Origin of the sequence: Streptomyces sp. NPDC002701, from assembly GCF_042889045.1 — a bacterium.
Lineage (GTDB): Bacteria > Actinomycetota > Actinomycetes > Streptomycetales > Streptomycetaceae > Streptomyces.
Genome location: NZ_JBIAQL010000003.1, coordinates 744,895 through 769,022, shown reverse-complemented (window position 1 = coordinate 769,022; position 24,128 = coordinate 744,895). Strand labels below are relative to the sequence as shown.

Annotated in this window: 19 protein-coding genes; 13 read left to right on the top strand and 6 right to left on the bottom strand. The window is 71.3% G+C overall.

The genetic code is table 11. The features are described from left to right. Window positions 1-99: 99 nt before the first annotated feature. The 7 genes from ACFYXC_RS11805 (at window position 100) to ACFYXC_RS11775 (ending at window position 10,486) form a co-directional block, all read left to right on the top strand. Complete coding sequence (locus ACFYXC_RS11805; protein ID WP_389549706.1) at window positions 100-1,533, top strand: ubiquitin-like domain-containing protein; 1,434 nt, start codon at window positions 100-102, stop codon at window positions 1,531-1,533. A 154-nt stretch (window positions 1,534-1,687) separates the two neighbouring features. Then, window positions 1,688-2,587 (top strand): 16S rRNA (adenine(1518)-N(6)/adenine(1519)-N(6))-dimethyltransferase RsmA, encoded by a 900-nt coding sequence (gene rsmA, locus ACFYXC_RS11800; protein ID WP_389549703.1) that lies wholly within the window; start codon window positions 1,688-1,690, stop codon window positions 2,585-2,587. Next, window positions 2,584-3,477 (top strand): 4-(cytidine 5'-diphospho)-2-C-methyl-D-erythritol kinase, encoded by an 894-nt coding sequence (locus ACFYXC_RS11795; RefSeq protein WP_389549700.1) that lies wholly within the window; start codon window positions 2,584-2,586, stop codon window positions 3,475-3,477. Before rsmA ends, ACFYXC_RS11795 begins: the two co-directional genes overlap by 4 nt. 197 nt (window positions 3,478-3,674) lie before the next feature. Continuing rightward, entirely contained in the window at window positions 3,675-5,489 is a 1,815-nt protein-coding gene (locus tag ACFYXC_RS11790) for an ABC-F family ATP-binding cassette domain-containing protein (RefSeq protein WP_388918895.1), read from the top strand. 213 nt (window positions 5,490-5,702) lie between these two features. Continuing rightward, window positions 5,703-7,568 (top strand): PQQ-binding-like beta-propeller repeat protein, encoded by a 1,866-nt coding sequence (locus ACFYXC_RS11785; RefSeq protein ID WP_389549697.1) that lies wholly within the window; start codon window positions 5,703-5,705, stop codon window positions 7,566-7,568. 88 nt (window positions 7,569-7,656) lie between these two features. After that, window positions 7,657-9,504, top strand: a complete 1,848-nt coding sequence (locus tag ACFYXC_RS11780) for a PQQ-binding-like beta-propeller repeat protein (RefSeq protein ID WP_389549695.1) — start codon at window positions 7,657-7,659, stop codon at window positions 9,502-9,504. 277 nt (window positions 9,505-9,781) lie between these two features. Beyond that, window positions 9,782-10,486 carry a LuxR C-terminal-related transcriptional regulator gene (locus tag ACFYXC_RS11775; protein WP_389549693.1) on the top strand — a complete coding sequence of 235 codons (705 nt, stop codon included), beginning with the start codon at window positions 9,782-9,784 and terminating at the stop codon, window positions 10,484-10,486. A 224-nt stretch (window positions 10,487-10,710) separates the two neighbouring features. Here the strand turns inward: ACFYXC_RS11775 and ACFYXC_RS11770 are convergent, their stop codons facing one another. Further along, the gene (locus tag ACFYXC_RS11770) at window positions 10,711-11,073 is read right to left on the bottom strand and encodes a hypothetical protein (RefSeq protein WP_388918880.1); all 363 of its coding nucleotides are present in this window, start codon (window positions 11,071-11,073) and stop codon (window positions 10,711-10,713) included. Between the two features lie 37 nt (window positions 11,074-11,110). Then, window positions 11,111-12,814 carry a sodium:solute symporter family protein gene (locus ACFYXC_RS11765; RefSeq protein WP_388918877.1) on the bottom strand — a complete coding sequence of 568 codons (1,704 nt, stop codon included), beginning with the start codon at window positions 12,812-12,814 and terminating at the stop codon, window positions 11,111-11,113. A gap of 137 nt (window positions 12,815-12,951) precedes the next feature. Here ACFYXC_RS11765 and galT point away from each other — a divergent pair, with 137 nt between their 5' ends. Genes galT through galK form a run of 3 tightly spaced genes read left to right on the top strand, consistent with a single transcriptional unit; the run spans window position 12,952 to window position 16,171 of the window. Further along, entirely contained in the window at window positions 12,952-14,010 is a 1,059-nt protein-coding gene (galT, locus tag ACFYXC_RS11760; protein WP_389549688.1) for a galactose-1-phosphate uridylyltransferase, read from the top strand. Beyond that, a complete protein-coding gene (galE, locus tag ACFYXC_RS11755; RefSeq protein WP_388918871.1) occupies window positions 14,010-15,008 on the top strand; it encodes a UDP-glucose 4-epimerase GalE in 999 nt (332 codons plus the stop codon). The genes galT and galE overlap by 1 nt, the downstream gene beginning before the upstream one ends. Next, a complete protein-coding gene (gene galK, locus ACFYXC_RS11750; RefSeq protein WP_389549684.1) occupies window positions 15,008-16,171 on the top strand; it encodes a galactokinase in 1,164 nt (387 codons plus the stop codon). Before galE ends, galK begins: the two co-directional genes overlap by 1 nt. 210 nt (window positions 16,172-16,381) lie before the next feature. Here the strand turns inward: galK and ACFYXC_RS11745 are convergent, their stop codons facing one another. Further along, window positions 16,382-16,837 (bottom strand): GNAT family N-acetyltransferase, encoded by a 456-nt coding sequence (locus ACFYXC_RS11745; protein WP_389550036.1) that lies wholly within the window; start codon window positions 16,835-16,837, stop codon window positions 16,382-16,384. 258 nt (window positions 16,838-17,095) lie between these two features. Here ACFYXC_RS11745 and ACFYXC_RS11740 point away from each other — a divergent pair, with 258 nt between their 5' ends. Then, window positions 17,096-17,863 (top strand): LuxR C-terminal-related transcriptional regulator, encoded by a 768-nt coding sequence (locus ACFYXC_RS11740; protein WP_388918865.1) that lies wholly within the window; start codon window positions 17,096-17,098, stop codon window positions 17,861-17,863. Here the strand turns inward: ACFYXC_RS11740 and ACFYXC_RS11735 are convergent. Beyond that, the gene (locus ACFYXC_RS11735) at window positions 17,822-18,319 is read right to left on the bottom strand and encodes a MarR family transcriptional regulator (protein ID WP_314413000.1); all 498 of its coding nucleotides are present in this window, start codon (window positions 18,317-18,319) and stop codon (window positions 17,822-17,824) included. The two genes, ACFYXC_RS11740 and ACFYXC_RS11735, sit on opposite strands and share 42 nt — an antisense overlap. A gap of 126 nt (window positions 18,320-18,445) precedes the next feature. On the opposite strand from ACFYXC_RS11735, the gene ACFYXC_RS11730 reads away from it, so the two are divergent. Further along, the gene (locus tag ACFYXC_RS11730) at window positions 18,446-19,264 is read left to right on the top strand and encodes a trans-aconitate 2-methyltransferase (RefSeq protein ID WP_389549679.1); all 819 of its coding nucleotides are present in this window, start codon (window positions 18,446-18,448) and stop codon (window positions 19,262-19,264) included. Between the two features lie 31 nt (window positions 19,265-19,295). Here ACFYXC_RS11730 and ACFYXC_RS11725 read toward each other — a convergent pair whose 3' ends face one another. Continuing rightward, a complete protein-coding gene (locus ACFYXC_RS11725; protein WP_389549676.1) occupies window positions 19,296-19,967 on the bottom strand; it encodes a TetR family transcriptional regulator in 672 nt (223 codons plus the stop codon). After that, entirely contained in the window at window positions 19,964-20,992 is a 1,029-nt protein-coding gene (locus ACFYXC_RS11720; protein ID WP_389549673.1) for an acyl-CoA desaturase, read from the bottom strand. The genes ACFYXC_RS11725 and ACFYXC_RS11720 overlap by 4 nt, the downstream gene beginning before the upstream one ends. A 297-nt stretch (window positions 20,993-21,289) precedes the next feature. On the opposite strand from ACFYXC_RS11720, the gene ppc reads away from it, so the two are divergent. Continuing rightward, window positions 21,290-24,019 (top strand): phosphoenolpyruvate carboxylase, encoded by a 2,730-nt coding sequence (ppc, locus tag ACFYXC_RS11715; protein WP_388918852.1) that lies wholly within the window; start codon window positions 21,290-21,292, stop codon window positions 24,017-24,019. Window positions 24,020-24,128 lie beyond the last annotated feature (109 nt).

Genomic DNA, 24,128 nt, shown 5'->3' with positions numbered 1-24,128 from the left:
GCTAGGTTCTGTCCGCCCACCTGCCTGCCACCCGCCTCCCCCACCTGAAGGAGCACCGCGGGCGTACCTCTCTCCACCGGTCTTCTGGAGCGTGTCGTCGTGAGCAGTTCGCAGTACGAGACGTACGGCCCGGCCTACGGGAACCCCGGGCCGTACGGCCACGGACACCCGGACACGTACCGGCCCGCGTACGAGCACGGGTACGCGTCCCCGTACGAGCACGCACCCGCCTACGAGCACGCCTACGAGCCCGCGTACGAGCACGAGCCCGTGTACGGGGACGGTCACGGCCGGGACCACGACCACTGCGGCGAGCCCTGGCCCTCCGGCGCGCCGACGCTGCCGCGGCAGGCGACGCCCCTCGCCCCGGCCACCGGGACGCCGCTGCCCGGCGGGCGGGTCGAGGCGCGACGGGCCGCCCGCCGGCGCAGGAGCGCCGAACGGCCCGACGTCCGCAGACTGCTCCCGCAGGCACTGGTCGTGGCGTTCCTCGCGGGCGGCACCTCCGCGTTCGTCGCCGACGACAAGGCGATCGAGCTGACCGTCGACGGCACGCCCCGCACCCTGCACACCTTCGCGGACGACGTCGGCGAACTGCTCGCCGACGAGGGGGTCGGGGTGGGCGCCCACGACGAGGTGGTCCCCGCCCCCGGAACAGCCCTGTCCAGCGGCGAGGAGATCGCCGTGCGGTACGGGCGGCCGGTACGGCTCACCCTCGACGGGCAGCGCAGCCACGTGTGGACGACGGCGCTCACCGTGGACGAGGCGCTGCGCGAGCTGGGGGTACGGGCGGAGGGCGCGTACGTGTCGGCGCCGCGGGCCCGGCGGATCGGGCGGGCGGGCCTCGCGCTCGACGTCCGTACCGAGCGGACGGTGACGGTCATGGCGGACGGGCGGGCACGGACGGTCCGCACGAACGCGGCGACGGTCCGCGAGACCGTCCAGGAGGCCGGGATCACGCTGTACGCGCAGGACACCACGTCCGTGCCCGCCGAGAGCTTCCCGCGCGACGGGCAGACCGTCACGGTCCTGCGGATCACCGGTACGAAGGAGGTCCGCGAGGAGTCGATCCCCTTCGAGGTACGGCGGGCCGAGGACCCCGAGCTGTTCCGGGGCACCGAGGTCGTGGAGCAGGAGGGGCAGCCCGGGCTGCGGCGCGTCACGTACTCCCTGCGGACGGTCAACGGCGTCGGACAGAAGCCGCGGCGGCTGCGCAGCGAGGTGGTGCACGAGCCGCGCACCCAGATCGTGAAGGTGGGCACGAAGCCGCTGCCCCTCTCCGTGCAGGGGGCGGACCACCTCAACTGGCAGGGGCTCGCGCACTGCGAGTCCGGGGGGCGCCCGAGGGCGGTCGACCCGTCCGGGACGTACGGAGGGCTCTACCAGTTCGACACCCAGACCTGGCACAGCCTCGGCGGGGCGGGACGCCCGCAGGAGGCGTCCGCCGCGGAGCAGACGTATCGCGCGAAGAAGCTGTACGTGCGGCGCGGGGCTAGTCCGTGGCCGCACTGCGGGGGGCGGCTGCACGGGTAAGGGTTCTGCGGGTTTGAGGGTGCGGGCCGGTGGGGGCTGGTCGCGCAGTTCCCCGCGCCCCTGAAGGACGGGGCTGCGCCCCAGTCCTTCAGCCTGGCCGGGGGCGGTGGGGGCATGAAACGGTTGTGGGGTCGGTCACCCGTACCCTTGGGGCGTGACCAGCCCCACCTCCGACGCCCTCCTGGGCCCCGCCGACATCCGCGAACTGGCGGAGGCCCTCGGCGTACGGCCCACCAAGCAGCGCGGTCAGAACTTCGTCATCGACGCCAACACCGTGCGGCGCATCGTCCGGACCGCCGGCGTCCGCCCCGAGGACGTGGTCGTCGAGGTCGGACCGGGCCTCGGGTCCCTGACCCTGGGCCTCCTGGAGGCGGCCGACCGCGTCGTCGCCGTCGAGATCGACGACGCCCTCGCGGGCGCGCTGCCCGCCACGATCGCCGCCCGCATGCCGGCCCGCGCCGAGCGCTTCTCGCTCGTCCACGAGGACGCCATGCGGGTGACCGAACTGCCGGGCCCCGCCCCGACGGCCCTCGTCGCGAACCTCCCGTACAACGTCGCCGTGCCGGTGCTGCTGCACATGCTCGACACCTTCCCCAGCATCGAGCGCACGCTCGTCATGGTGCAGGCGGAGGTCGCCGACCGGCTGGCCGCCCCGCCCGGCTCGAAGGTCTACGGCGTGCCCTCCGTGAAGGCGAACTGGCACGCCGACGTCAAGCGCGCCGGGTCGATCGGCCGCAACGTCTTCTGGCCCGCGCCGAACGTGGACAGCGGGCTCGTCTCGCTGGTCCGCCGCACGGAGCCGGTCAGGACGACCGCCTCCCAGCGCGAGGTGTTCGCCGTCGTGGACGCCGCGTTCGCCCAGCGGCGCAAGACCCTGCGGGCGGCGCTGGCCGGCTGGGCCGGTTCGGCGCCGGCCGCCGAGGCGGCGCTCGTCGCGGCGGGTGTCTCGCCCCAGGCGCGCGGCGAGGCCCTGACGGTCGAGGAGTTCGCACGGATCGCGGAGGCCGCGTCAGCTCGTGGGGCGACCCCCGAACCCCCGGAGGAGCGGCAGTGAGCGTCACGGTACGAGTTCCTGCCAAGGTCAACGTCCAGCTGGCCGTGGGCGGCGCCCGCTCCGACGGGTTCCACGACCTGGCCAACGTCTTCCTCGCGGTGGGCCTGTACGACGAGGTGACGGTGACCCCCGCCGACGCCCTCCGGGTGACCTGTGAGGGGCCCGACGCGTCCCGGGTGCCCCTGGACCGTACGAACCTCGCGGCCAGGGCCGTGGAGAAGCTGGCCGCGCGTTACGGGCGCCGGGCCGATGTACACCTCCACATCGCCAAGGACATCCCCGTCGCCGGTGGCATGGCGGGCGGCTCCGCCGACGGCGCGGGCGCGCTCCTCGCCTGCGACGCCCTGTGGGGTACGGGGGCCTCGCGGGACGAGCTCCTGGAGATCTGCGCCGAACTCGGCAGCGACGTGCCGTTCAGTCTGGTCGGCGGGGCGGCGCTCGGCACCGGGCGGGGCGAGAAGTTGCGGGTCCTGGAGGTCGGGGGGACCTTCCACTGGGTGTTCGCCGTCGCGGACGGGGGGTTGTCAACGCCGGCCGTCTACGGGGAGTTCGACCGGCTCACCAGGGGAGTGCGGGTGCCGGAGCCGGCCGCCTCCGACGAGGTGCTGAAGGCGTTGGCGGCGGGGGACGCGGCGGGGCTCGCCGCCGCGGTCTCCAACGACCTCCAGGCCGCCGCGTTGTCCCTGCGTCCTTCGCTGGCCTCGACGCTGGCCGTCGGCGGCGGGGCCGGGGCGCTGGCGTCGCTCGTGTCGGGGTCCGGGCCCACGACCGCGTTCCTCGTCCCGGACGCGGGGGCCGCGCGGAGGGTCGCCGACGCGCTGGTGGACTCCGGGACGTGTCGCGCTGCGCGCGTGGCTGTGGGGCCTGTGCCCGGAGCTGTCGTGCTGTGACGGGTTCGGGTGCGGGTGCGGAGTGTCGGGTGCGGGTGGGTGGGGGCTGGTCGCGCAGTTCCCCGCGCCCCTGAAAGATCGCGCCGTTCCCCGCGCCCCTGAAACCTTCTTGCGGGCGGGCGGGCGGGCGGGCGGAAGGAGCACCCCTGCGGGCGGCTACCCTGGAAGGTCGATCGATCCCCCTTGTCAGGAGTGCGATGGCCGTCAATCTGGTCAATGTCGAGGCAGTCAGCAAGGTGTACGGAACCCGTGCGCTGCTCGACGGAGTCTCCCTCGGCGTGTCCGAAGGGGACAGGATCGGGGTGGTCGGCCGCAACGGTGACGGCAAGACCACGCTGATCCGGATGCTCGCCAAGCTGGAGGAGGCCGACACCGGGCGCGTCACGCACTCGGGCGGCCTGAACGTCGGCGTGCTCACCCAGCACGACTCCCTCGACCCCGCGGCCACCGTCCGGCACGAGGTCATCCGGGACATGGCCGACCACGAGTGGGCGGGCAACGCCAAGATCAGGGACGTGCTCACGGGCCTGTTCGGCGGGCTCGACCTGCCCGGCTTCCCGCAGGGGCTCGACACCGTGATCGGGCCGCTGTCCGGCGGTGAGCGGCGCCGCATCGCGCTGGCCAAGCTGCTCATCGAGGAGCAGGACCTGATCGTCCTCGACGAGCCCACCAACCACCTCGACGTGGAAGGCATCGCCTGGCTCGCGAAGCATCTGCGCGAGCGGCGGTCCGCGCTCGTCTGCGTCACCCACGACCGCTGGTTCCTCGACCAGGTCTGCACCCGCATGTGGGACGTGCAGAAGGGCGACGTGTACGAGTACGAGGGCGGCTACACCGACTACGTCTTCGCACGCGCCGAGCGGGAGCGCATCGCCGCGACCGAGGAGGTCAAGCGGCAGAACCTGGTCCGCAAGGAGCTGGCCTGGCTGCGCCGCGGCGCCCCGGCCCGGACGTCCAAGCCGCGGTTCCGCGTGGAGGCCGCCAACGAGCTGATCGCGGACGTGCCGCCGCCCCGGGACAGCAGCGAGCTGATGAAGTTCGCCTCCACCCGGCTCGGCAAGACTGTCTTCGAGTTGGAGGACGTCACCGTGCAGGCCGGGCCGAAGGTGCTCCTCAAGCACCTGACCTGGCAGCTCGGTCCCGGCGACCGGATCGGTCTGGTCGGGGTGAACGGCGCGGGCAAGACCTCCCTGCTGCGGGCCATGGCGGAGGCCGCCCGTTCCGAGGGCGACCGGCAGCCCGCCGCCGGCCGGATCGTCACCGGGAAGACCGTCAAGCTCGCCTACCTCTCCCAGGAGGTCGCCGAACTCGACCCGAATCTGCGGGTGCTGCAGGCCGTCCAGGCGGTCCGCGACCGGGTCGACCTCGGCAAGGGCCGCGAGATGACCGCGGGCCAGCTCTGCGAGACCTTCGGCTTCAACAAGGAGAAGCAGTGGACGCCCGTCGGTGACCTGTCCGGCGGTGAGCGCCGCCGGCTGCAACTGCTGCGGCTGCTGATGGACGAGCCGAACGTCCTCTTCCTCGACGAGCCGACGAACGACCTCGACATCGAGACCCTCACCCAGCTGGAGGACCTCCTCGACGGCTGGCCCGGCTCCATGATCGTGATCTCCCACGACCGGTTCTTCATCGAGCGGACCACCGACCGGGTGTTCGCGCTCCTCGGCGACGCGACCCTGCGGATGCTGCCGCGCGGCATCGACGAGTACCTGGAGCGGCGGCACGCGATGGAGGAGGCCGCCGCGGCCTCGGCTCCGGCCTCCGTGACCGAGAAGAGCCCTTCCTCCACCGCCGCGTCGGCCAGGGACAGCCGCGCGGCGAAGAAGGAACTGCAGAAGATCGAACGGCAGCTGGACAAGCTCTCCGAGAAGGAGGGCAAGCTGCACACGCAGATCGCCGATAACGCCACGGACTTCGGGAAAGTGGCGAAACTGGACAGCGAGCTGCGCGAACTGGCCAGCGAACGCGAGGAGTTGGAAATGCGCTGGCTGGAGCTCGCCGACGACGCGTGAAGAGCGGGTGAAGGAGCGTAACGAGGGCATCACGGGCCGGTTCTCCCTTGGGAACAAGGAGAGATCCGGCCCCGTGTTCGAGCGCCGCAGGGTGATAGAAAGAGCCGTCTGGGAACAGTCTCAGGTCTTCTGACCACCACTGTGAGTGCATCGCCAGGCGCGGTGTGTACTGCAGGGCATGGCTAAAAATCAGTGAAGAGGGGGGACGCGCTGATGACTCAGCCGCCCAAGGAGCCGTCGCAGCAGGGCGGGTCCGGAGCACCGCAGGACCCGTCACCGCAGGGCGGCTTCGGCCCCCCGCAGGACCCGCGGGGAGCCATGCCGCCACCGCCCGCCCAGGCCCCGGCGTCCCCGCAGAGCGCGGCACCCGGCACCCCGCCGCCCCCGCAGGGCGCCCCCGGCACCCCGCCGCCCCCGGCCGGACCCGGTTACGGGTATCCGCAGCAGCCCGGTCCGTACGGCCAGCCCCAGCAGCCGGGCCCGTACGGCCAGCCCGGTCCCTACGCCCAGCAGCCCGGCCCGTACGCCCAGCCCGGTCCGTACGGCCAGCCGCAGCAGCCGGGGCCGTACGGCCCGCAGCCCGGCTACGGGTACCCGGCGCAGCCGCAGTACCCGGGCGGGCCCGGTGTCCCGCCGGGTGGCGGCTCGGGCAGCCCGTTCAAGGGCAGGCCCGCCGTGATCATCGGTGCGGCGCTGGCGGCGGTGCTGGTCATCGGCGGCACCGTGTGGGCCGTCACCAGCGGCGGTGACGACGGGGAGAAGCAGCCTGTCGCCGACGCGAGCCAGGACGCCAAGCCCTCCGGCTCCGACGCGCCGGTCAACCCCGGTGACGGCGAGGGCGACGGCAACGCCGGCTCCGAGGACCTCAACGAGGGCCGCCAGGCGGGCGAGTCGAAGGTGCTCTGGTACAAGGAGGCACCCGACGCGCCCGCTTCCGGCGCCGACGCCCCCGGTATGTGGATCACGGACAAGGTCGCCGTGAAGGCCGCGTACAAGCAGGTCTTCGCCTACGACGTCGCCAACGGCGGGGTGAGCTGGCCCGCGATCACGTTCCCGCAGCCGATCTGTGCCGCGTCCGCCCAGAAGACGTCCGACGACAAGGTCTTCGTGGCGTACAAGGAAGGCTCCAAGGACGCCGCCGAGTGCAACCAGGTCGTGGAGATCGACCTCGCCACCGGCAAGAAGGGCTGGACCAAGGAGATCCCGAAGGGGGACCTGTTCGACAGCTCCCTCAGCCTCAGCCTGAACATCGCCGGGGACACGCTGATGGTCGGCCGCTCGATGTCCGGCGTCGGCTACGACACGGCCAGCGGCGACAAGCTCTTCGACAAGAAGAAGTACGGCACCGCCTGCTTCCCGTCGGCGTTCGCCGGTGGCGCCAAGCTGCTCTCCGTCGCCTCCTGCGGTGCCGGCGGCGACGACGAGCACGACGAGGTGCAGGAGCTCGACCCGGCGACCGGCAAGGTCAAGTGGACGAAGAAGATTCCCAAGGGCTGGCGCGTCGAGCGGGCGTACTCCGTCGACCCCGTCGTCCTCTATCTCACCAACGCGGACAAGAAGCAGTGGAACGTCACCGCGCTGAAGAACGACGGCACGGCCCGCTCGCAGGTCGACGTCGACGAGTCGTTCGCGCCGGACTGCGGCTGGGCGATCCTCTCGCGTGACCTGCTGGGCTGCGACGGCGTGGCCGCCGACGCCAACACCCTCTACCTGCCGACCGAGGCGAAGAGCGGCGCCAACGAGATCGTCGCGATCAGCCTGGAGACCGGCAAGGAGAAGTGGCGCACCAAGTCCCCGGCGGACGACTCGATGATGCCGCTGCGGATGGACGGCACGAACCTCATCGCGTACGTGCGGCCCTCCTACGACGCGGGCGGGCGGGTCGTCTCGGTCCCGACCGGCGGCGGCGCGCACACGCCGAAGACGCTGCTGCAGAACCCGCAGGGCGCCGCGGAAGTGGAGAACGGTTTCTTCTCGAAGGCCGTCGCCTACGTGGACGGGCGCTTCTACCTCTCCACCACCCGGCTGACGGGCAACGACCAGTCCAAGGAGAAGTTGATGCTGGCCTACGGCAAGTGACGCGGCCCGCTCCTTCTACCGCTCACCGCCCCCGCCCCGCGCACCTCCACCCGACCTCCGTCCCCTTCGCATCAGAGGTACTCACGCCATGAGCCAGCCGCCGCCCCCGCCCAGCCAGCCGCCCCAGGGTGGCGGTTTCGGCGCCCCGCAGGACCCGCCTCCGGGCGGGTTCGGCCCGCCCACGCCGCCGCCCACGCCGCCCGCCGGTCCGCCGGCCGGGCCTCCCCAGCAGCCCCAGCCGGGCTACGGCTACCCGCAGACACCGCAGACCCCGCCCCCGGCGGGCCCGCCCGGCACGCCTCCGCCGGGCCCGCCGCAGCAGCCGTACGGCTACCCGCAGACCCCCGGAGCCCCGCAGCCGCAGGGCCAGCCGGGGTACGGCTACCCGGGCCAGCAGCCCCAGACGGGCTACGGCTACCCGGGGCAGCAGCCTCCGTACGGCTATCCGCAGCCGAACACCATGCCGATGCAGCCGCAGGTCCCGCAGGGCGGGCGCAAGGGCAACGCGCAGGTGGCGATCATCGTCGCGGCCGTGGTGGCGATCGCGCTGATCGTCGGCGGCGGTGTCCTGTACGCGAACTCGTCCGGCAAGGACGACGACAAGGACACCTCCGCGGGCCCCGGCGGCACCGAGGGCAAGGACGGTGACGGCGGCGGCGAGGACGCCGGCGGAGGCGGCGGCTCGGAGAAGGTCCCGGCCAGCACCAGCGCGAAGGTCCTCTTCCAGCTGCCCGCCCCGGAGGTCCCCAAGAAGGAGGTCTGGAGCGTGGAGGGCTCCTGGCTGACCGACAAGGTGTACGCCAAGGCGGGCGTCCGCAAGGTCGTCGGCCATGACCCGGACACCGGCAAGGAGTCCTGGTCCCTGCCGCTGACCGGTCTGACCTGCGCCGGTTCCCCCGAGGTCACCAAGGACGGCGTCGCCGTGGTGGTCGCCGAGGACGCCCCGCGCACCAAGGCCGACCCGTACCCCGAGTGCACCGAGGTCACCGCTTTCAACGTGAACACCGGTAAGGCGCTCTGGACGAAGTCGGTGGCCCCGGGCGGCGGTGAGAAGGCCGCCTTCAAGGAGGTCAGCATCACCGGCACCACGGTCGCGGCGGGCTCCGGCCTCAACGGCGGCGCCGCCTTCGACATCACCGACGGCAAGATCCTGTGGCAGCCGAAGGTCGACACCTGCGAGGACGTCGGTTACGCGGGCGGCGAGCAGCTGGTCGCGGTCCGCAAGTGCGGCGACTACGGCAACGAGAAGTACGAGGTCCAGCTGCTCGACCCGAAGACGGGCACCGTCAAGTGGAGCTACAAGCTCCCCACGGGCATCGACAACGCCAAGGTCATCTCCACCAAGCCGGTCGTCTTCGGCGTGGACTCCGGTGAGATCACCGCGTCCGGCGCGACCGACGTCTTCTCGCTGGACGACAGCGGCAAGCTGCGGACGAAGATCACGCTCGAGGACGGCAAGTACGAGCACGACTGCGGGGTGAACAAGGTCCACGACTGCAAGTCGATCGCGGTCGGCAACGACAAGCTGTACGTGCCGACCAAGCAGCACGAGGGTGCCGAGCAGTACAGCCGCGTCAACGAGATCGTGTCGTTCTCGCTGGCCACCGGCAAGTCCACCAGTGACCGCGCCGACGCGGGCGACGGCTACGAGATCTTCCCGATCCGGATGGACGGCACCGACATCATCGCCTTCAAGAACGGCCCGTACGACAAGGGTTCGCAGGTCGTCTCCATCGACGGCACGTCGTTCAAGGAGACCAAGCTCCTGGAGACCCCGGCCACCGACCAGGTCCGCAACGCGATCAGCGGGATGGTGCCCAAGACGTCGGAGATGCTCTACTCCGGCGGCCGGCTCTTCCTCGCCGAGGACTTGGTCAGCGCGCCGTACTCGAAGGACGAGAAGGACTACACGGCGATCGGTTTCGGCGCCGAATGACCGGACGCGACCGTTCGGGCCGGGCGACCGGCCCCGGGTAGTACGGCGGTCAAGCGTTCGTCCGTCGATCACGGCTCCGTCCCTGCTCAGGGGCGGGGCCGTTCTCGTACCCCCCATCGCTCGCGAATGCGAGGAATTTCGGAAATCCGGGGCACTTCTCTCCGGTAGGGGGAGCGCAACGTCGAACAAGCGTGTAGCTTCCGGGGGATGGAGAGCCGGGGGGCTCCTGTCCATGGGGTACCAGTAGAACCTTGGGGGGACTGGGGGGTTGGGCTCGATGGGAGTGCGGCTCATGGTGGTCGACGACCACCGACTGCTCGCCGAGGCGCTCGCCTCGGCCTTGAAACTGCGCGGGCACCGCGTGCTGGCCGCGGCCGCGCCCGCCGCGGGAGCGGCGGAGCTGGTGATCACGAGGGCGCCGGAGGTGTGCCTGATCGGCACGGCCACGCCTGCCGAACCGGGCATCTTCGACCCGGTGGTGAAGATCAAACGGGAGCGTCCGCAGGTCGCGGTGCTGGTCCTCGGACCGGTCCCCAACCCGCGTGGGATCGCCGCCGCCTTCGCCTCGGGCGCTTCCGGCTACGTACGGCACGACGAGCGGATAGAGGGTGTCGAGCGGGCCATCATGAAGGCCCGCGCGGGGGAGGCCGCGGTGGCACCGCAGCTCCTCCAGGGCGCCTTCAGCGAACTCCTCAACCCGGCCGCGCAGCCCGACGACGAGGGACAGCGGCTGCTCCAGATGCTGACGCCCCGGGAGGTCGAGGTGCTGGTGCGGGTGGCCGACGGCGAGGACACCCGGCTCATCGCGGCCGGCATGGGCATAGCGCCGAGCACCGCGCGCACCCACGTGCAGCGGGTGCTGATGAAGCTGGGCGTGGGCTCCCGCCTGGAGGCCGCGGCGCTGGCGGCCCGGACGGGTCTGCTCGACCGGGCGGGACCGGTGTCCCCGCACCCGGTGCCGGGCGCGGGGCCGGAGGTCTAGGACGCACCCGGGTCGCCGTCCCGCGGCGGCTTCACCGGGCGGCGCAGAGCGCGTGGCCGACGAGGTCCGTGATGCCCCCACTGCGGGGGCGGGCGGCCGGTACGCGCGGTGCTGTTGCGGGTGATCGGCATGCGTCAACCGTAGGAACGCGCGTACCGGCCGGCCATCCGGTCGTCCTCATACGTCGGCGGGGGTTCTCCCCACGTCGTCCGCCGGCCGCCGGGTCAGGCCGGCGGCCCGGTCGTGTCGTCGGCCGGGGTGGGCGGTGCCACGGGCCGCAGCCACAGCCAGACGAGGAAGAACAGGCCGAGGGCCAGCATGCTCAGGCCCGTCCACAGGTTGATGTTGACGCCCTCCGCCTTGTCGATGTCGGCGTCGGACGCGGTGATCCCGGCGATCGTCACGATGATTCCGTAGACCACGAAGAGAGCGCCGATGATCCGGCGGATGTCGAAGAGCCGGGCCGCGGTGGCCGACCTGCCCTGCAGTTCGGTGACCTCGCGTTGGACGTCGCTCTCGGAGTCCCCGCCGGGCCCGCTGTGTCCGGGGCGGTCGGGTCGGTCGGGGCGTTCGGGATGTGCCGACATGGGTGATCAGCCCTCCGGTCGTCAGAAGGAGAAAGGGTCAGAAGGAGAAGGGGATGTAGCAGGCGGCGGCCAGGATGACGGCGCCCCAGCCGAGCAGGGCCGGCTTGCGGTACCAGGCGTCGTCGCCCTCGCCGGCCGGTTCCTCCATGCCGGGCGAGCTCGTCCCGTACACCAGCCCCCGCAGCTCCTCGGCCGGCTTCGGCGCGGTGAACAGCGACACGGCGACCATGACCACCGCACCGGCCACGAACCCGGCGATCGCGGAGACGAAGTTGGCGCCCTGGTCGGAGGGGATGCCGATGATGTCCTGCTTGTAGAGGACGAAGTAGTTCACCATCGCGGCCGTGGTGCCGGCCAGCAGCCCCCAGAACCCGGACTTCATGGACGCGCGCCGCCAGAACATGCCGACGATGAAGACGACGAACATCGGCACGTTGAAGAAGGAGAACAGCGTCTGGAGGTAGCTCATGATGTTCGAGAACGAGGAGGCCAGGAACGCCGTGCCGATGGACGCCAGCACGCCGATCGCCGTGATGAGACGGCCGAAGCGCACGTAGTACGCGTCCTCCTCGTCCCGCTTCACGTACTTGCCCCAGATGTCGTTGGTGAAGACGGTGTTGAAGGACGAGATGTTGGCCGCCATGCCCGCCATGAAGGCCGCCAGCAGACCCGTCACCGCGATGCCGAGGACACCGTTGGGGAGCAGGTCCTCCATCAGGTACGGGATCGCGTCGTTGTACTGGAGGTCGGAGCCGGCCGTCCCGATCTTCGGTACGAGCACGGCGGCGACGAGACCGGGGATCATCACCAGGAAGACGATGAAGATCTTCGGGAACGCGGCGATGAGCGGGGTGCGCTGGGCCGCCGACAGGTTCTTCGCGGACAGGGCGCGCTGCACCTCGGCGAAGTTGGTCGTCCAGTAGCCGAAGGAGAGCACGAAGCCGAGGCCCAGGACGATGGTGAGCCAGTTGGCGCCGAGCGGGTTGTCGCTGCCGATGCCGGTGCCGCCCCACGCGGTGGTGAAGTCACCGCCGTGGCTCGCGGTGAGCGAGTCGGTCAGGCCGTCCCAGCCGCCGACCTTGATCAGGCCGAGCACCGTGAGCGGGATGAGCGCGGCGAGGATGACGAAGAACTGCAGCACCTCGTTGTAGATCGCGGACGACAGGCCGCCGAGGGTGATGTAGCCGAGCACGAAGGCGCCCGCGACGACGATCGACACCCACTCGGGCCAGCCGAGCAGCGCCTCGACGACGATGGCCAGCGCGTAGAGGTTCACGCCGGCGATGAGGACCGCCGCGAAGGCGAACAGCACCGAGCTGAGCAGGTGCGCCGACTTGTCGAAGCGCAGCAGCAGGAACTCGGGGACGGACCTGACCTTCGACCCGTAGTAGAACGGCATCATCACCAGGCCCAGGAAGACCATGGCGGGGATGGCACCGATCCAGTACCAGTGCACGGTGTACACGCCGTACTGGGCACTGTTGGCGGCCATGCCGAGGATCTCGGTCGCGCCGAGGTTGGCGGCGACGAAGGCGAGCCCGGTCACCCAGGCGGGCAGCGAGCGCCCGGAGAGGAAGAAGTCGAGGCTGGTCTTCACCGAGCGGCGGGCCGCGAAGCCGATGCCGAGCACGACGACGAAGTAGATGGCCAGGATCGTGTAGTCGAGCCAGTTGGTGGGGAGCCGCAGTTCCGCGGCCAGGTACGCGGGCGACGCGGAGGCTGGATGTGTGGGGGTCTGCATCTGCGCTCACTTCGTGTGGATGATCGTCATCTTGGTGGTCTTTGTTTGGTTGTGGTGATGACGTGCGTGGGGATTTGTGGTTTGATGTGTTTGGTTCTGTTTCCTGGTTTGATCGGGTTAGGGATGGGGAGTCCGGCGTGAAGAAGACCTCGACCCGGCTGGCCGACGGTCGTGAGCTCATCTACTACGACTCGCGCGACGACTCGGTGCGCGACGCGGTGGACCGGCGCCCGCTCGACCGCACGGTCACCACTTCGGAGGTACGGCGCGACCCGCTGCTCGGTGACGCGGTGGCCATCGCCTCGCACCGCCAGGGCCGCACCTACCACCCGCCGGCCGGTGAGTGCCCGCTGTGCCCGTCCGAGGGCGACCGGCTCAGCGAGATCCCGGACTCCTCGTACGACGTCGCGGTCTTCGAGAACCGCTTCCCCTCGCTCGCCGGGGACAGCGGACGGTGCGAGGTCGTCTGCTTCACCTCGGACCACGACGCGTCCTTCGCCGACCTGACGGAGGAACAGGCGGGCCTGGTCCTGGAGGCGTGGACCGACCGCACGGCCGAGCTGTCGCATCTCCCCTCCGTGGAGCAGGTGTTCTGTTTCGAGAACCGCGGTGCCGAGATCGGGGTGACACTCGGTCACCCGCACGGGCAGATCTACGCCTACCCCTTCACGACGCCTCGAACGGCCCTGATGCTCCGTTCGCTGGCGGCGCACAAGGAGGCCACCGGCGGGGAGAACCTCTTCGACTCCGTGCTGGAGAGGGAGCTGGCCGGCGAGCGGGTCGTCCTGGAGACCGGCCACTGGGTGGCGTTCGTGCCGTACTCGGCGCACTGGCCCTACGAGGTGCACCTGTATCCGCGGCGCCGCGTGCCGGACCTGCTGGGCCTGGACGAGGACGCGCGCACAGAGTTCCCCCAGGTCTATCTGGAACTGTTGAGGCGCTTCGACCGGATCTTCGGCGAGGATGAGCCGGCGACGCCGTACATCTCCGCCTGGCACCAGGCACCGTTCGGCACGCTGGAGGAGTTCGACGGCGTGGTGCGCGAGGACTTCGCGCTCCACCTCGAGCTTTTCACCATCCGCCGGACGTCCGGCAAGCTGAAGTTCCTCGCGGGTTCCGAGTCCGGCATGAACGTGTTCATCAACGACGTGCCGCCGGAGACCGCGGCCCAGCGACTGCGAGAGGTAGCAAGTTGATGAGCGGTAAGTACCTGGTCACCGGCGGTGCGGGTTATGTGGGCAGCGTGGTCGCCCAGCACCTGCTGGAGGCGGGCCACGAGGTGACCGTCCTCGACAACCTCTCCACCGGCTTCCGCGAGGGCGTCCCCGCGGGCGCCGCCTTCATCGAGGGCGACATCCGCGACGCGGCCAAGTGGCTCGACCCCTCGTACGACGCCGTGCTGCACTTCGCGGCGTTCTCGCAGGTCGGCGAGTCGGTCGTGAAGCCCGAGAAGTACTGGGACAACAACGTCGGCGGCACGATGGCCCTGCTCGCCGCCATGCGCGAGGCGGGCGTCCGCCGGCTGGTCTTCTCCTCCACCGCGGCGACGTACGGCGAGCCGGAGACGACCCCCATCGTCGAGTCCGCGCCGACGCTCCCCACCAACCCCTACGGCGCCTCGAAGCTGGCCGTCGACCACATGATCACGGGTGAGGCGGCCGCACACGGGCTCGCCGCCGTCTCGCTGCGCTACTTCAACGTGGCGGGCGCGTACGGCACCAGCGGCGAGCGGCACGACCCCGAGTCGCACCTCATCCCGCTCGTCCTCCAGGTCGCCCAGGGCCGCCGCGAGGCCATCTCCGTCTACGGCGACGACTACCCGACGCCGGACGGCACCTGCGTCCGCGACTACATCCACGTGGCGGACCTCGCCGAGGCGCACCTGCTGGCGGTCGCCGCCGCGCGGCCCGGCGAGCACCTGATCTGCAACCTCGGCAACGGCAACGGCTTCTCGGTCCGCGAGGTGATCGAGACCGTCCGCCGGGTGACCGGGCACCCGATCCCCGAGGTCGCGGCCCCGCGCCGGGCCGGCGACCCGGCGGTCCTGGTCGCCTCCGCCGCCACGGCCCGCGACCGGCTGGGCTGGCAGCCGTCCCGCGCGGACCTCGCGGGAATCGTCGCGGACGCGTGGGAGTTCGCCCAGAACATCGCGCGGGACACCGCGCCGGACAGCGTGAAGGCGGAGGGGCACTAGTGGGGGCGGAAGAAGCGGCCGAGCAGGTCCGTGGCGGGTTCGAGAGGCTGTACGGGACGCCGCCCGACGGGATCTGGGCGGCGCCCGGCCGGGTCAACCTGATCGGTGAGTACACCGACTTCAACGAGGGCTTCGTCATGCCGCTCGCGCTGCCGCACACGGCGGTGGCGGCGGTCTCGCGCCGCGACGACGGCGTCCTGCGCCTCCACTCGGCCGACATCGAGGGCCCGGTCGTCGAGCTGCACGTCGACGGCCTCGCGCCGCTGACGAACACCAGCTGGGCCGCGTACCCCGCCGGAGTCGTCTGGGTGCTGCGCGAGGCAGGGCACGCCGTCACCGGTGCGGACATCCACCTCGCCTCGACGGTCCCGACGGGCGCCGGCCTGTCCTCCTCGGCCGCCCTGGAAGTGGTGACGGCCCTCGCCCTGAACGACCTGTACGCACTCGGCCTCACCGGGCCCGAACTGGCCCGGGTCGCCCAGCGCGCGGAGAACGACTTCGTGGGCGTGCCCTGCGGGGTCATGGACCAGACGGCGTCCGCCTGCTGCACCGAGGGCCACGCCCTGCACCTCGACTGCCGCGACCTGTCGATCCGCCAGGTCCCCTTCGACCTCCCCGCCCAGGGACTCCAGCTCCTCGTCGTCGACAGCCGGGTCAAGCACGCGCTGGGCGACGGGGCGTACGCGGAGCGGCGCGAGGGCTGCGAGGAGGGCGCGCGGCAGCTCGGCGTCCCCTTCCTGCGTGACCTCCCGTACGAGGACCTCGACGCGGCGCTCGACCGCCTGTCGGACGAGCGGGTGCGGCGGTACGTACGGCACGTGGTCTCCGACGACCACCGGGTCGAGGAGGTCATCGCGCTCCTCGACGCGGGGGACATCCGGGGGATCGGCCCCGTCCTGACGGCCGGCCACGCCTCGCTCCGTGACGACCTGCGGATCTCCTGCCCGGAACTGGACCTCGCGGTCGCCACGGCGAACGCCGCGGGGGCGCTGGGGGCGCGGATGACGGGCGGCGGTTTCGGGGGCTCGGCGGTCGTCCTGGTCGAGACCGCGGACGCCGGGACGGTCGCGAAGGCGGTGGAGGAGGCGTTCGCGGCGGCCGGGTACACGGCGCCGCGGGTGTTCCCGGCGGTCCCTTCGGAAGGCGCCCGGCGAGTGCTCTGACGGGGGTTGGTTTCGCCCCCGCCGCCCCTTCCCGTCCCGTCCCTGGGGGCTGCGCCCCCAGACCCCGCGGTCGCGCTGCGCGCTCGTCCTCAAACGCCGGACGGGCTGGAAATGCAGCCCGTCCGGCGTTTGAGGACCGGGGGTTCGGGGGCAGCGCCCCCGAGTAGTGACGGGAATGGGAAGGGGCGGCGGGGGCGAGAAAACCCCCGGTCACGGCAGACGTTTCGTCAGCGTGTACTCCGTGATCCCCGGCGGATAGTCGGGGATCGCACACACCACCTCGTACCCCTGCTTGCGGTAGAAGTCCGGCGCCTGGAAGTCCCACGTCTCCAGCCGAACGGCACGGCAGCCCCGCGACGCCGCGGCCAGCCGCTCCGCCCGGGACAGCAGATGCGAACCCAGCCCCGACCCGCGGTGGCGTTCGTCGACCCACAGGCAGGCGACATGCAGCCACGTCCCCCAGGTGTGCCCGATCAGGCCCCCCGCGAGCTCACCGCCCTCCGTCGACGCCCAGACCTGCAGCGGAACCTCCCGTTCACCAGGGGTTCCCCGCAGCGAGCGCAGCACGGGAGAAGCCGCCGTATTGGCCTCCCGCAGCCGGGACCGCAGAAATTGGCTACGCTCTTTGTCGACTTCTGTCTCAATACGAAACATACGGCTCACCATAAACGTGCTGGCCAATCAGTTCTGCAAATCACCTTCCGCTCCAGCCGCCCAGCCGTACTCTGATGAACAGCACCGGTGGGGGCCGGTGCTGATCAGGGGGCGAGACAGTCGGGTACGACGCCCGAAGTGGGGGTAGCAGTTTCAGCACGGCGGCGGCCGTGCGGCTGCGGCACCCCGTTTTCCGAGCTGACAGCAGGCTCGGGATCACCTCGGGCGCCGTACCCGCGCCGGTCCGTCCCCCGACCAGTGGGGGTTTCAGTGGTTCGCATCCGTGTTCTGGTCGTCGACGACCACCGTATCTTCGCCGAGTCGCTCGCCGCCGCCCTGGCCGCCGAGCCCGACGTCGACGTGTCCGCGGCCGGCAGTGGTCCTGCCGCGCTGCGCTGCCTGGAGCGGGCGGTCGCGGAAGGCCGCAGATTTGACGTGCTGCTCGTCGACGCCGACCTCGGCGGCAACGTGCCGGGCGCCCGCCCGGCCGTGCCCGTCCACGACAACAACGAAGAAGGTCTGGTCGACGGCATCTCGCTGGTGGCGGGTGTCCGTTCGGGCCAGCCCGGCGTCCGTACCGTCGTCCTCGCCGAGAAGGACGATCCGCGGCGGGCGGCGCTCGCCCTGCAGGCGGGAGCCTCGGGCTGGGTCGCCAAGGACTGCTCACTGTCCCGGCTGCTGACGGTCATCCGCGGAGTGCTGCGGGACGAGACGCATCTGCCGCCCGCGCTCCTCACCGGCGTGCTGCGCGAGCTGACCGCCGCCCGCAAGCACCGCACCGAGAGCGAACGGCTGGTGGAGTCGCTGACGCCGCGCGAGCGTGAGGTGCTGCGCTGCATGGTGGCCGGACTCGGGCGCAAGGCCGTCGCGGAGCGGCTGTTCCTCTCCCCGCACACGGTCCGCACCCATATGCAGAACGTGCTGGGGAAACTGGGCGTGCACTCGACCCTCGCGGCCGTGGCGCTCGCCCGCCGCGCCGGGGTCGGGCCGGTCGACCTAACCGGGGATGTTGTCGAACGGGGCGGTCAACTGGCGTAGCAGCGCCGCCAGTTCGCCCCGCTGGGCCCGGCTGAGCTCCGCGAGGATCGCCCGCTCCTGGTCCAGGAGTCCGGCGAGGGCCTGGTCGGCGCGGTCGCGGCCCTCCTCGGTGAGGCGCACGAGTACGCCGCGCCGGTCGCTGGGGTCGGGGAGCCGCTCGACCAGGCCCTTCTTCGCGAGCCGGTCGATACGGTTCGTCATCGTGCCCGAGGTGACGAGGGTCTGGGTGAGGAGCTGCCCGGGGGAGAGCTGGTACGGGGCCCCGGCGCGCCTCAGCGAGGTGAGCACGTCGAACTCCCAGGGTTCCAGGGCGTGCTCGGCGAACGCGATGCGGCGGGCGCGATCCAGGTGCCGGGCGAGCCTGCTCACGCGGCTGAGCACCTCGAGCGGTTCCACGTCGAGGTCGGGGCGCTCCCGGCGCCATGCTGCGACCAGCCGATCGACCTCGTCCTCCATGGCGATCAGTGTAGTGGTTGTGTCGACATGAAGTCTCTTGATGTGAAGTCTCTTGACGTCGAGAGAGTTGTGGTGTGAAGGTGTGGGGGTGGAGTCCAGCCCGCTCCGACCTCCAGGAGGCCCCCGATGTCCGCCGCCACCACTCCGACCTGGGACCCGGGCCAGTATCTGCGCCACGCGGAGCACCGCGCCCGTCCCTTCGCCGACCTGCTCGCCCGCGTTCCCGCGCTGCCCGGCGACCCCGCCCGCATCGCCGATCTGGGCTGCGGACCCGGCAACGTCACCGTCCAGCTGACCGAGCGGTGGCCGGCCGCGCACGTCACCGGGTACGACAACTCCCCGGAGATGCTGGTCCGGACCGGGGAGCACGCCGGGCCGACGGCCGGTGGCGGACGCCTGGACTTCGCCCACGCGGACCTCACGGGCTGGGCACCGGCGGAGACGTACGACCTGATCGTCTCGAACGCGGCGCTCCAGTGGGTGCCGGGCCACCTCGAAGCCTTCGGCTCCTGGCTCGACGCGGTGGCGCCGGGCGGCACCTTCGCCTTCCAGGTGCCCCACACCATCGACGCGCCGCTGCACGCGCTGATGCGCGAACTGGCCGCCTCCGCACGGTGGAAGGAGCGCCTCGCCGGAGTCCTGCGCCGCCCGGACTCGGTCCACGACCCGCTGGTCTACCTGGACCGGCTGGCACGGCTCGGCTGCGCGGTCGACGTCTGGGAGACGACGTACATGCAGCTCCTGACCGGCGAGGACCCGGTTCTCGACTGGTCCAGGGGCACGGGGATGCGCCCCGTCCTGACCGCGCTCGCCGACGACCCGGAAGCCTCGGAGGCGTTCACCGCGGAGTACCGCGACCTGCTCCGCACGGCCTACCCGACAGCCCCGTACGGCACGGTCCTGCCGTTCCGCCGGCTGTTCGTGGTGGCGCGGAAGAGCGGTTGAGCACCACGAGGCCGATGCCGTGGCCGGTGCGTCAGCTCTTCCGGCGGCCTATCAGCCGGGGCTTCGCCTCCAGGCCGTCCAGGCCGTGCCAGGCCAGGTTGACCAGGTGGGCCGCCACCTCGGCCTTCTTGGGGCGGCGGACGTCCAGCCACCACTGGCCGGTGAGGGCGACCATGCCGACCAGGGCCTGCGCGTACAGCGGGGCGAGCTTCGAGTCGAAGCCGCGGCGCCTGAACTCGCGGCCCAGGATGTCCTCCACCTGCGTGGCGATGTCCGAGATGAGGGACGCGAACGTGCCCGTGGACTGGGGGATCGGGGAGTCGCGGACCAGGATGCGGAAGCCGTCCGTGTACTCCTCGATGTAGTCGAGGAGGGCGAACGCCGCCTGCTCGCAGAGCTCCCGGGGGTGACCGGCCGTCAGCGAGCTCGTCACTCCGTCCAGGAGACGGCGCATCTCGCGGTCCACCACGACCGCGTACAGACCTTCCTTGCCGCCGAAGTGCTCGTAGACGACCGGCTTGGAGACCCCGGCCTTCGCCGCGATCTCCTCCACCGACGTCGCCTCGAAACCCTTCTGGGCGAAGAGGGTGCGGCCGATCTCCAGCAACTGGGCCCGTCGTTCCGCACCGGTCATCCGGGTGCGGCGGACGCGCCGCGGCTTGTCATTGCTGGGTGTGCTGGAGTCGGCCACACCGTCCATCATGCAGCCTCGGCGGTCTCCGCCCCCCGCCGGGCGCCCTTCCCGTCCGGGTTGCGCCGGGAATCGATACGTGAGCGTGACGGCCAGCGCACGTCATGCGCCCAGCCGAACCGCTCGAACCAGCGGATCAGCCGCGCCGAGGAGTCGACCTGACCCCGCTCCACCCCGTGCCGCGCCGACGTCGGGTCCGCATGGTGCAGGTTGTGCCAGGACTCGCCGCACGACAGCACGGCCAGCCACCACACGTTGCCCGAACGGTCGCGCGACTTGAAGGGCCGCTTGCCCACCGCGTGGCAGATCGAGTTGATCGACCAGGTCACGTGGTGCAGCAGTGCCACGCGGACGAGGGAACCCCAGAAGAAGCCGGTGAACGCGCCCCACCAGGACATCGTCACCAGGCCGCCGATCACCGCGGGGAGCGCGATGGACAGGCCCGCCCACAGGAGGAACTGCCGGGAGATCGTCCGCAGCGCCCGGTCCTTGATCAGGTCCGGCGCGTACTTCTCCTGCGGTGTCTGCTCCTCGTCGAACATCCACGCGATGTGCGCCCACCACAGGCCCTTCATCAGCGCCGGGACCGTCTCCCCGAAACGCCACGGCGAGTGGGGGTCGCCCTCCGCGTCGGAGAACTTGTGGTGCTTGCGGTGGTCCGCCACCCAGCGGACCAGCGGCCCCTCCACGGCCATGGAGCCGGCGATCGCGAGCGCGATGCGCAACGGCCGCTTCGCCTTGAAGGCACCGTGCGTGAAGTAGCGGTGGAATCCGATCGTGATCCCGTGGCAGCCCAGGAAGTAGAAGAACACCAGCAGACCGAGGTCCAGCCAGCTCACACCCCAGCCCCAGGCCAGCGGAACCGCCCCCAGGACGGCCAGGAACGGCACGGTGATGAACAGGAGGAGGGTGACCTGCTCGATCGACCGCTTCTTCTCGCCGCCCAGCGTGGCGGAGGGGGCGGTCGCGGAGGGGACGGCGGGGTCGTTGTCGCGCGCCTCCGGGGCGTCGTCGATCACATCGGAGCTTGTGGACATGGGGCGTCCCCTGTGGGGTCGAGGAGTGTGGGTGTGGCCGGTAACCGTTGCTAGGGGTAGCCGGAAACGGCGCTTACGGTTCCGTAACCTACGGCGTCGTAAGTATGGCAGCGCGTTCCTCCGGGGCAAGAGCCCGAGAGACTGCGCGTCCCGATGGACACCTATCCTTGGTCTCGGTCGGACAGCGCGGTCCGCTCCGTTTCATTCCCGGATGCCCAGCCGCTGACGCGGTACGTGCCGCCTCGGGCTGACGGGTTCCCCTCCAGACGAGCTTCAACACTGCAAGGAGCCGCACCTGTGAGCAGTGCCGACGACCAGACGACAACCGGCAGTGAGCTGCGCGCCGACATCCGCCGCCTCGGCGACCTGCTGGGCGAGACCCTCGTACGGCAGGAGGGCCCCGAGCTTCTCGAACTGGTCGAGAAGGTCCGCCGCCTCACCCGGGAGGACGGCGAGGCCGCCGCCGAGCTACTGCGCGGCACCGAACTGGAGACCGCGGCCAAGCTGGTCCGCGCCTTCTCCACCTACTTCCACCTGGCCAACGTCACCGAGCAGGTGCACCGCGGCCGCGAACTGCGCGCCCGCCGCGCCGCCGAGGGCGGCCTCCTCGCCCGGACGGCGGACCGCCTCAAGGACGCCGACCCCGAGCACCTGCGCGCCACCGTCCAGCACCTCAACGTCCGCCCCGTCTTCACCGCGCACCCCACCGAGGCGGCCAGACGCTCGGTCCTGAACAAGCTGCGCCGTATCGCCGCCCTGCTGGAGACCCCGGTCATCGAAGCCGACCGGCGCCGCTACGACACCCGTCTGGCCGAGAACATCGACCTGGTCTGGCAGACCGACGAACTGCGCGTCGTCCGCCCCGAACCGGCCGACGAGGCCCGCAACGCCATCTACTACCTCGACGAACTGCACGCAGGCGCCGTCGGAGACGTCCTGGAGGACCTCACCGCGGAACTGGAGCGCGTCGGCGTCCAGCTCCCCGACGACACCCGCCCCCTCACCTTCGGCACCTGGATCGGCGGCGACCGCGACGGCAACCCGAACGTGACCCCGCAGGTCACCTGGGACGTCCTGATCCTCCAGCACGAGCACGGCATCAACGACGCGCTCGAACTGATCGACGAACTGCGCGGCTTCCTGTCCAACTCGATCCGCTACACGGGCGCCACGGAAGAGCTGCTCGCCTCACTCCGGAGCGACCTGGAGCGGCTGCCCGAGATCAGCCCCCGCTACAAGCGCCTCAACGCCGAGGAGCCCTACCGGCTCAAGGCCACCTGCATCCGGCAGAAGCTGGAGAACACCAAGCAGCGCCTGGCGAAGAACATCCCGCACGAGGACGGCCGCGACTACCTCGGCACCGCCGAACTGCTGCAGGACCTCACGCTCATCCAGACCTCCCTGCGCGAGCACCGCGGCGCCCTCTTCGCCGACGGCCGCATGAACCGTACGATCCGCACGCTCGCCGCCTTCGGCCTCCAGCTCGCCACCATGGACGTACGCGAGCACGCCGACGCCCACCACCACGCGCTCGGGCAGCTCTTCGACCGGCTCGGCGAGGAGTCCTGGCGCTACGAGGACATGCCGCGCGAGTACCGGCACAAGCTCCTCGCCAAGGAACTGCGCTCCCGCCGGCCCCTCGGCCCGACCCCCGCACCGCTGGACGCCGAGGGATCCAAGACCCTCGGCGTCTTCGAGACCGTCAAGAAGGCCCTCAAGGTGTTCGGGCCCGAGGTCATCGAGTCGTACATCATCTCGATGTGCCAGGGCGCCGACGACGTGTTCGCCGCCGCCGTGCTGGCCCGCGAGGCCGGACTGCTCGACCTGCACGCCGGCTGGGCGAAGATCGGCATCGTGCCGCTCCTGGAGACCACCGACGAGCTCAAGGCCGCCGACACCATCCTTGAGGACATGCTGTCCGACCCGTCCTACCGGCGGCTCGTGGCCCTGCGCGGCGACGTGCAGGAGGTCATGCTCGGCTACTCCGACTCCTCCAAGTTCGGTGGCATCACCACCTCCCAGTGGGAGATCCACCGCGCCCAGCGCCGGCTGCGTGACGTCGCCCACCGCTACGGCGTACGCCTGCGGCTCTTCCACGGCCGCGGCGGCACCGTCGGCCGCGGCGGCGGCCCCTCGCACGACGCCATCCTCGCCCAGCCCTGGGGCACCCTGGAGGGCGAGATCAAGGTCACCGAACAGGGCGAGGTCATCTCCGACAAGTACCTCGTGCCGTCGCTCGCCCGTGAGAACCTCGAACTGACCGTCGCGGCCACCCTTCAGGCGTCCGCCCTGCACACCGCCCCGCGCCAGTCCGACGAGGCACTGGCCCGCTGGGACGCCGCGATGGACGTCGTCTCGGACGCCGCCCACAACGCCTACCGCAAGCTCGTCGAGGACCCCGACCTGCCGACGTACTTCCTCGCGTCGACGCCCGTGGACCAGCTCGCCGACCTGCACCTGGGCTCGCGGCCCTCCCGCCGGCCCGGCTCGGGCGTCTCGCTCGACGGCCTGCGCGCCATCCCGTGGGTGTTCGGCTGGACCCAGTCCCGGCAGATCGTCCCCGGCTGGTTCGGCGTCGGCTCCGGCCTCAAGGCCCTGCGCGAGGCCGGTCTCGACAGCGTGCTGGAGGAGATGCACGAGCAGTGGCACTTCTTCCGCAACTTCCTGTCCAACGTCGAGATGACCCTCGCCAAGACGGACCTGCGGATCGCCGGGCACTACGTCGACACCCTCGTCCCCGACGAGCTCAAGCACGTGTTCGCCACCATCCAGGCCGAGCACGAGCTGACCGTGCGCGAGGTGCTGCGCATCACCGGTGAGGCGGAACTCCTCGACGCCCACCCGGCGCTCAAGCAGACCTTCACCATCCGCGACGCCTACCTCGACCCGATCTCGTATCTCCAGGTCGCCCTCCTCAAGCGCCAGCGCGACGCGGCCGCGGCCGGCTCCGAGCCGGACCCGCTGCTGTCCCGCGCCCTGCTCCTCACCGTCAACGGCGTGGCGGCGGGCCTGCGCAACACCGGCTGACAGCCCAGAAGCCCAAGAGTGAGAGGGGGGGGGGGGGGGGGGGGCCCGGGCCCGGGCGCCCCCCCCCCCCCCCCCGGCGGGGGGGGGCCCCCCCCCCCCCCCACCACCC

What these genes read in the sequence shown, in the direction of transcription:
- galE (WP_388918871.1), top strand. Translation starts at nt 14,010, where the DNA reads ATGAGCGGTAAGTACCTGGTCACCGGCGGTGCGGGTTATGTGGGCAGC.
- ACFYXC_RS11735 (WP_314413000.1), bottom strand. Translation starts at nt 18,319, where the DNA reads ATGGAGGACGAGGTCGATCGGCTGGTCGCAGCATGGCGCCGGGAGCGC.
- ACFYXC_RS11765 (WP_388918877.1), bottom strand. Translation starts at nt 12,814, where the DNA reads ATGCAGACCCCCACACATCCAGCCTCCGCGTCGCCCGCGTACCTGGCC.
- ACFYXC_RS11775 (WP_389549693.1), top strand. Translation starts at nt 9,782, where the DNA reads ATGGGAGTGCGGCTCATGGTGGTCGACGACCACCGACTGCTCGCCGAG.
- ACFYXC_RS11785 (WP_389549697.1), top strand. Translation starts at nt 5,703, where the DNA reads ATGACTCAGCCGCCCAAGGAGCCGTCGCAGCAGGGCGGGTCCGGAGCA.
- ACFYXC_RS11780 (WP_389549695.1), top strand. Translation starts at nt 7,657, where the DNA reads ATGAGCCAGCCGCCGCCCCCGCCCAGCCAGCCGCCCCAGGGTGGCGGT.
- ACFYXC_RS11790 (WP_388918895.1), top strand. Translation starts at nt 3,675, where the DNA reads ATGGCCGTCAATCTGGTCAATGTCGAGGCAGTCAGCAAGGTGTACGGA.
- ACFYXC_RS11725 (WP_389549676.1), bottom strand. Translation starts at nt 19,967, where the DNA reads ATGATGGACGGTGTGGCCGACTCCAGCACACCCAGCAATGACAAGCCG.
- ACFYXC_RS11745 (WP_389550036.1), bottom strand. Translation starts at nt 16,837, where the DNA reads ATGGTGAGCCGTATGTTTCGTATTGAGACAGAAGTCGACAAAGAGCGT.
- ACFYXC_RS11730 (WP_389549679.1), top strand. Translation starts at nt 18,446, where the DNA reads ATGTCCGCCGCCACCACTCCGACCTGGGACCCGGGCCAGTATCTGCGC.
- ACFYXC_RS11770 (WP_388918880.1), bottom strand. Translation starts at nt 11,073, where the DNA reads ATGTCGGCACATCCCGAACGCCCCGACCGACCCGACCGCCCCGGACAC.
- ACFYXC_RS11720 (WP_389549673.1), bottom strand. Translation starts at nt 20,992, where the DNA reads ATGTCCACAAGCTCCGATGTGATCGACGACGCCCCGGAGGCGCGCGAC.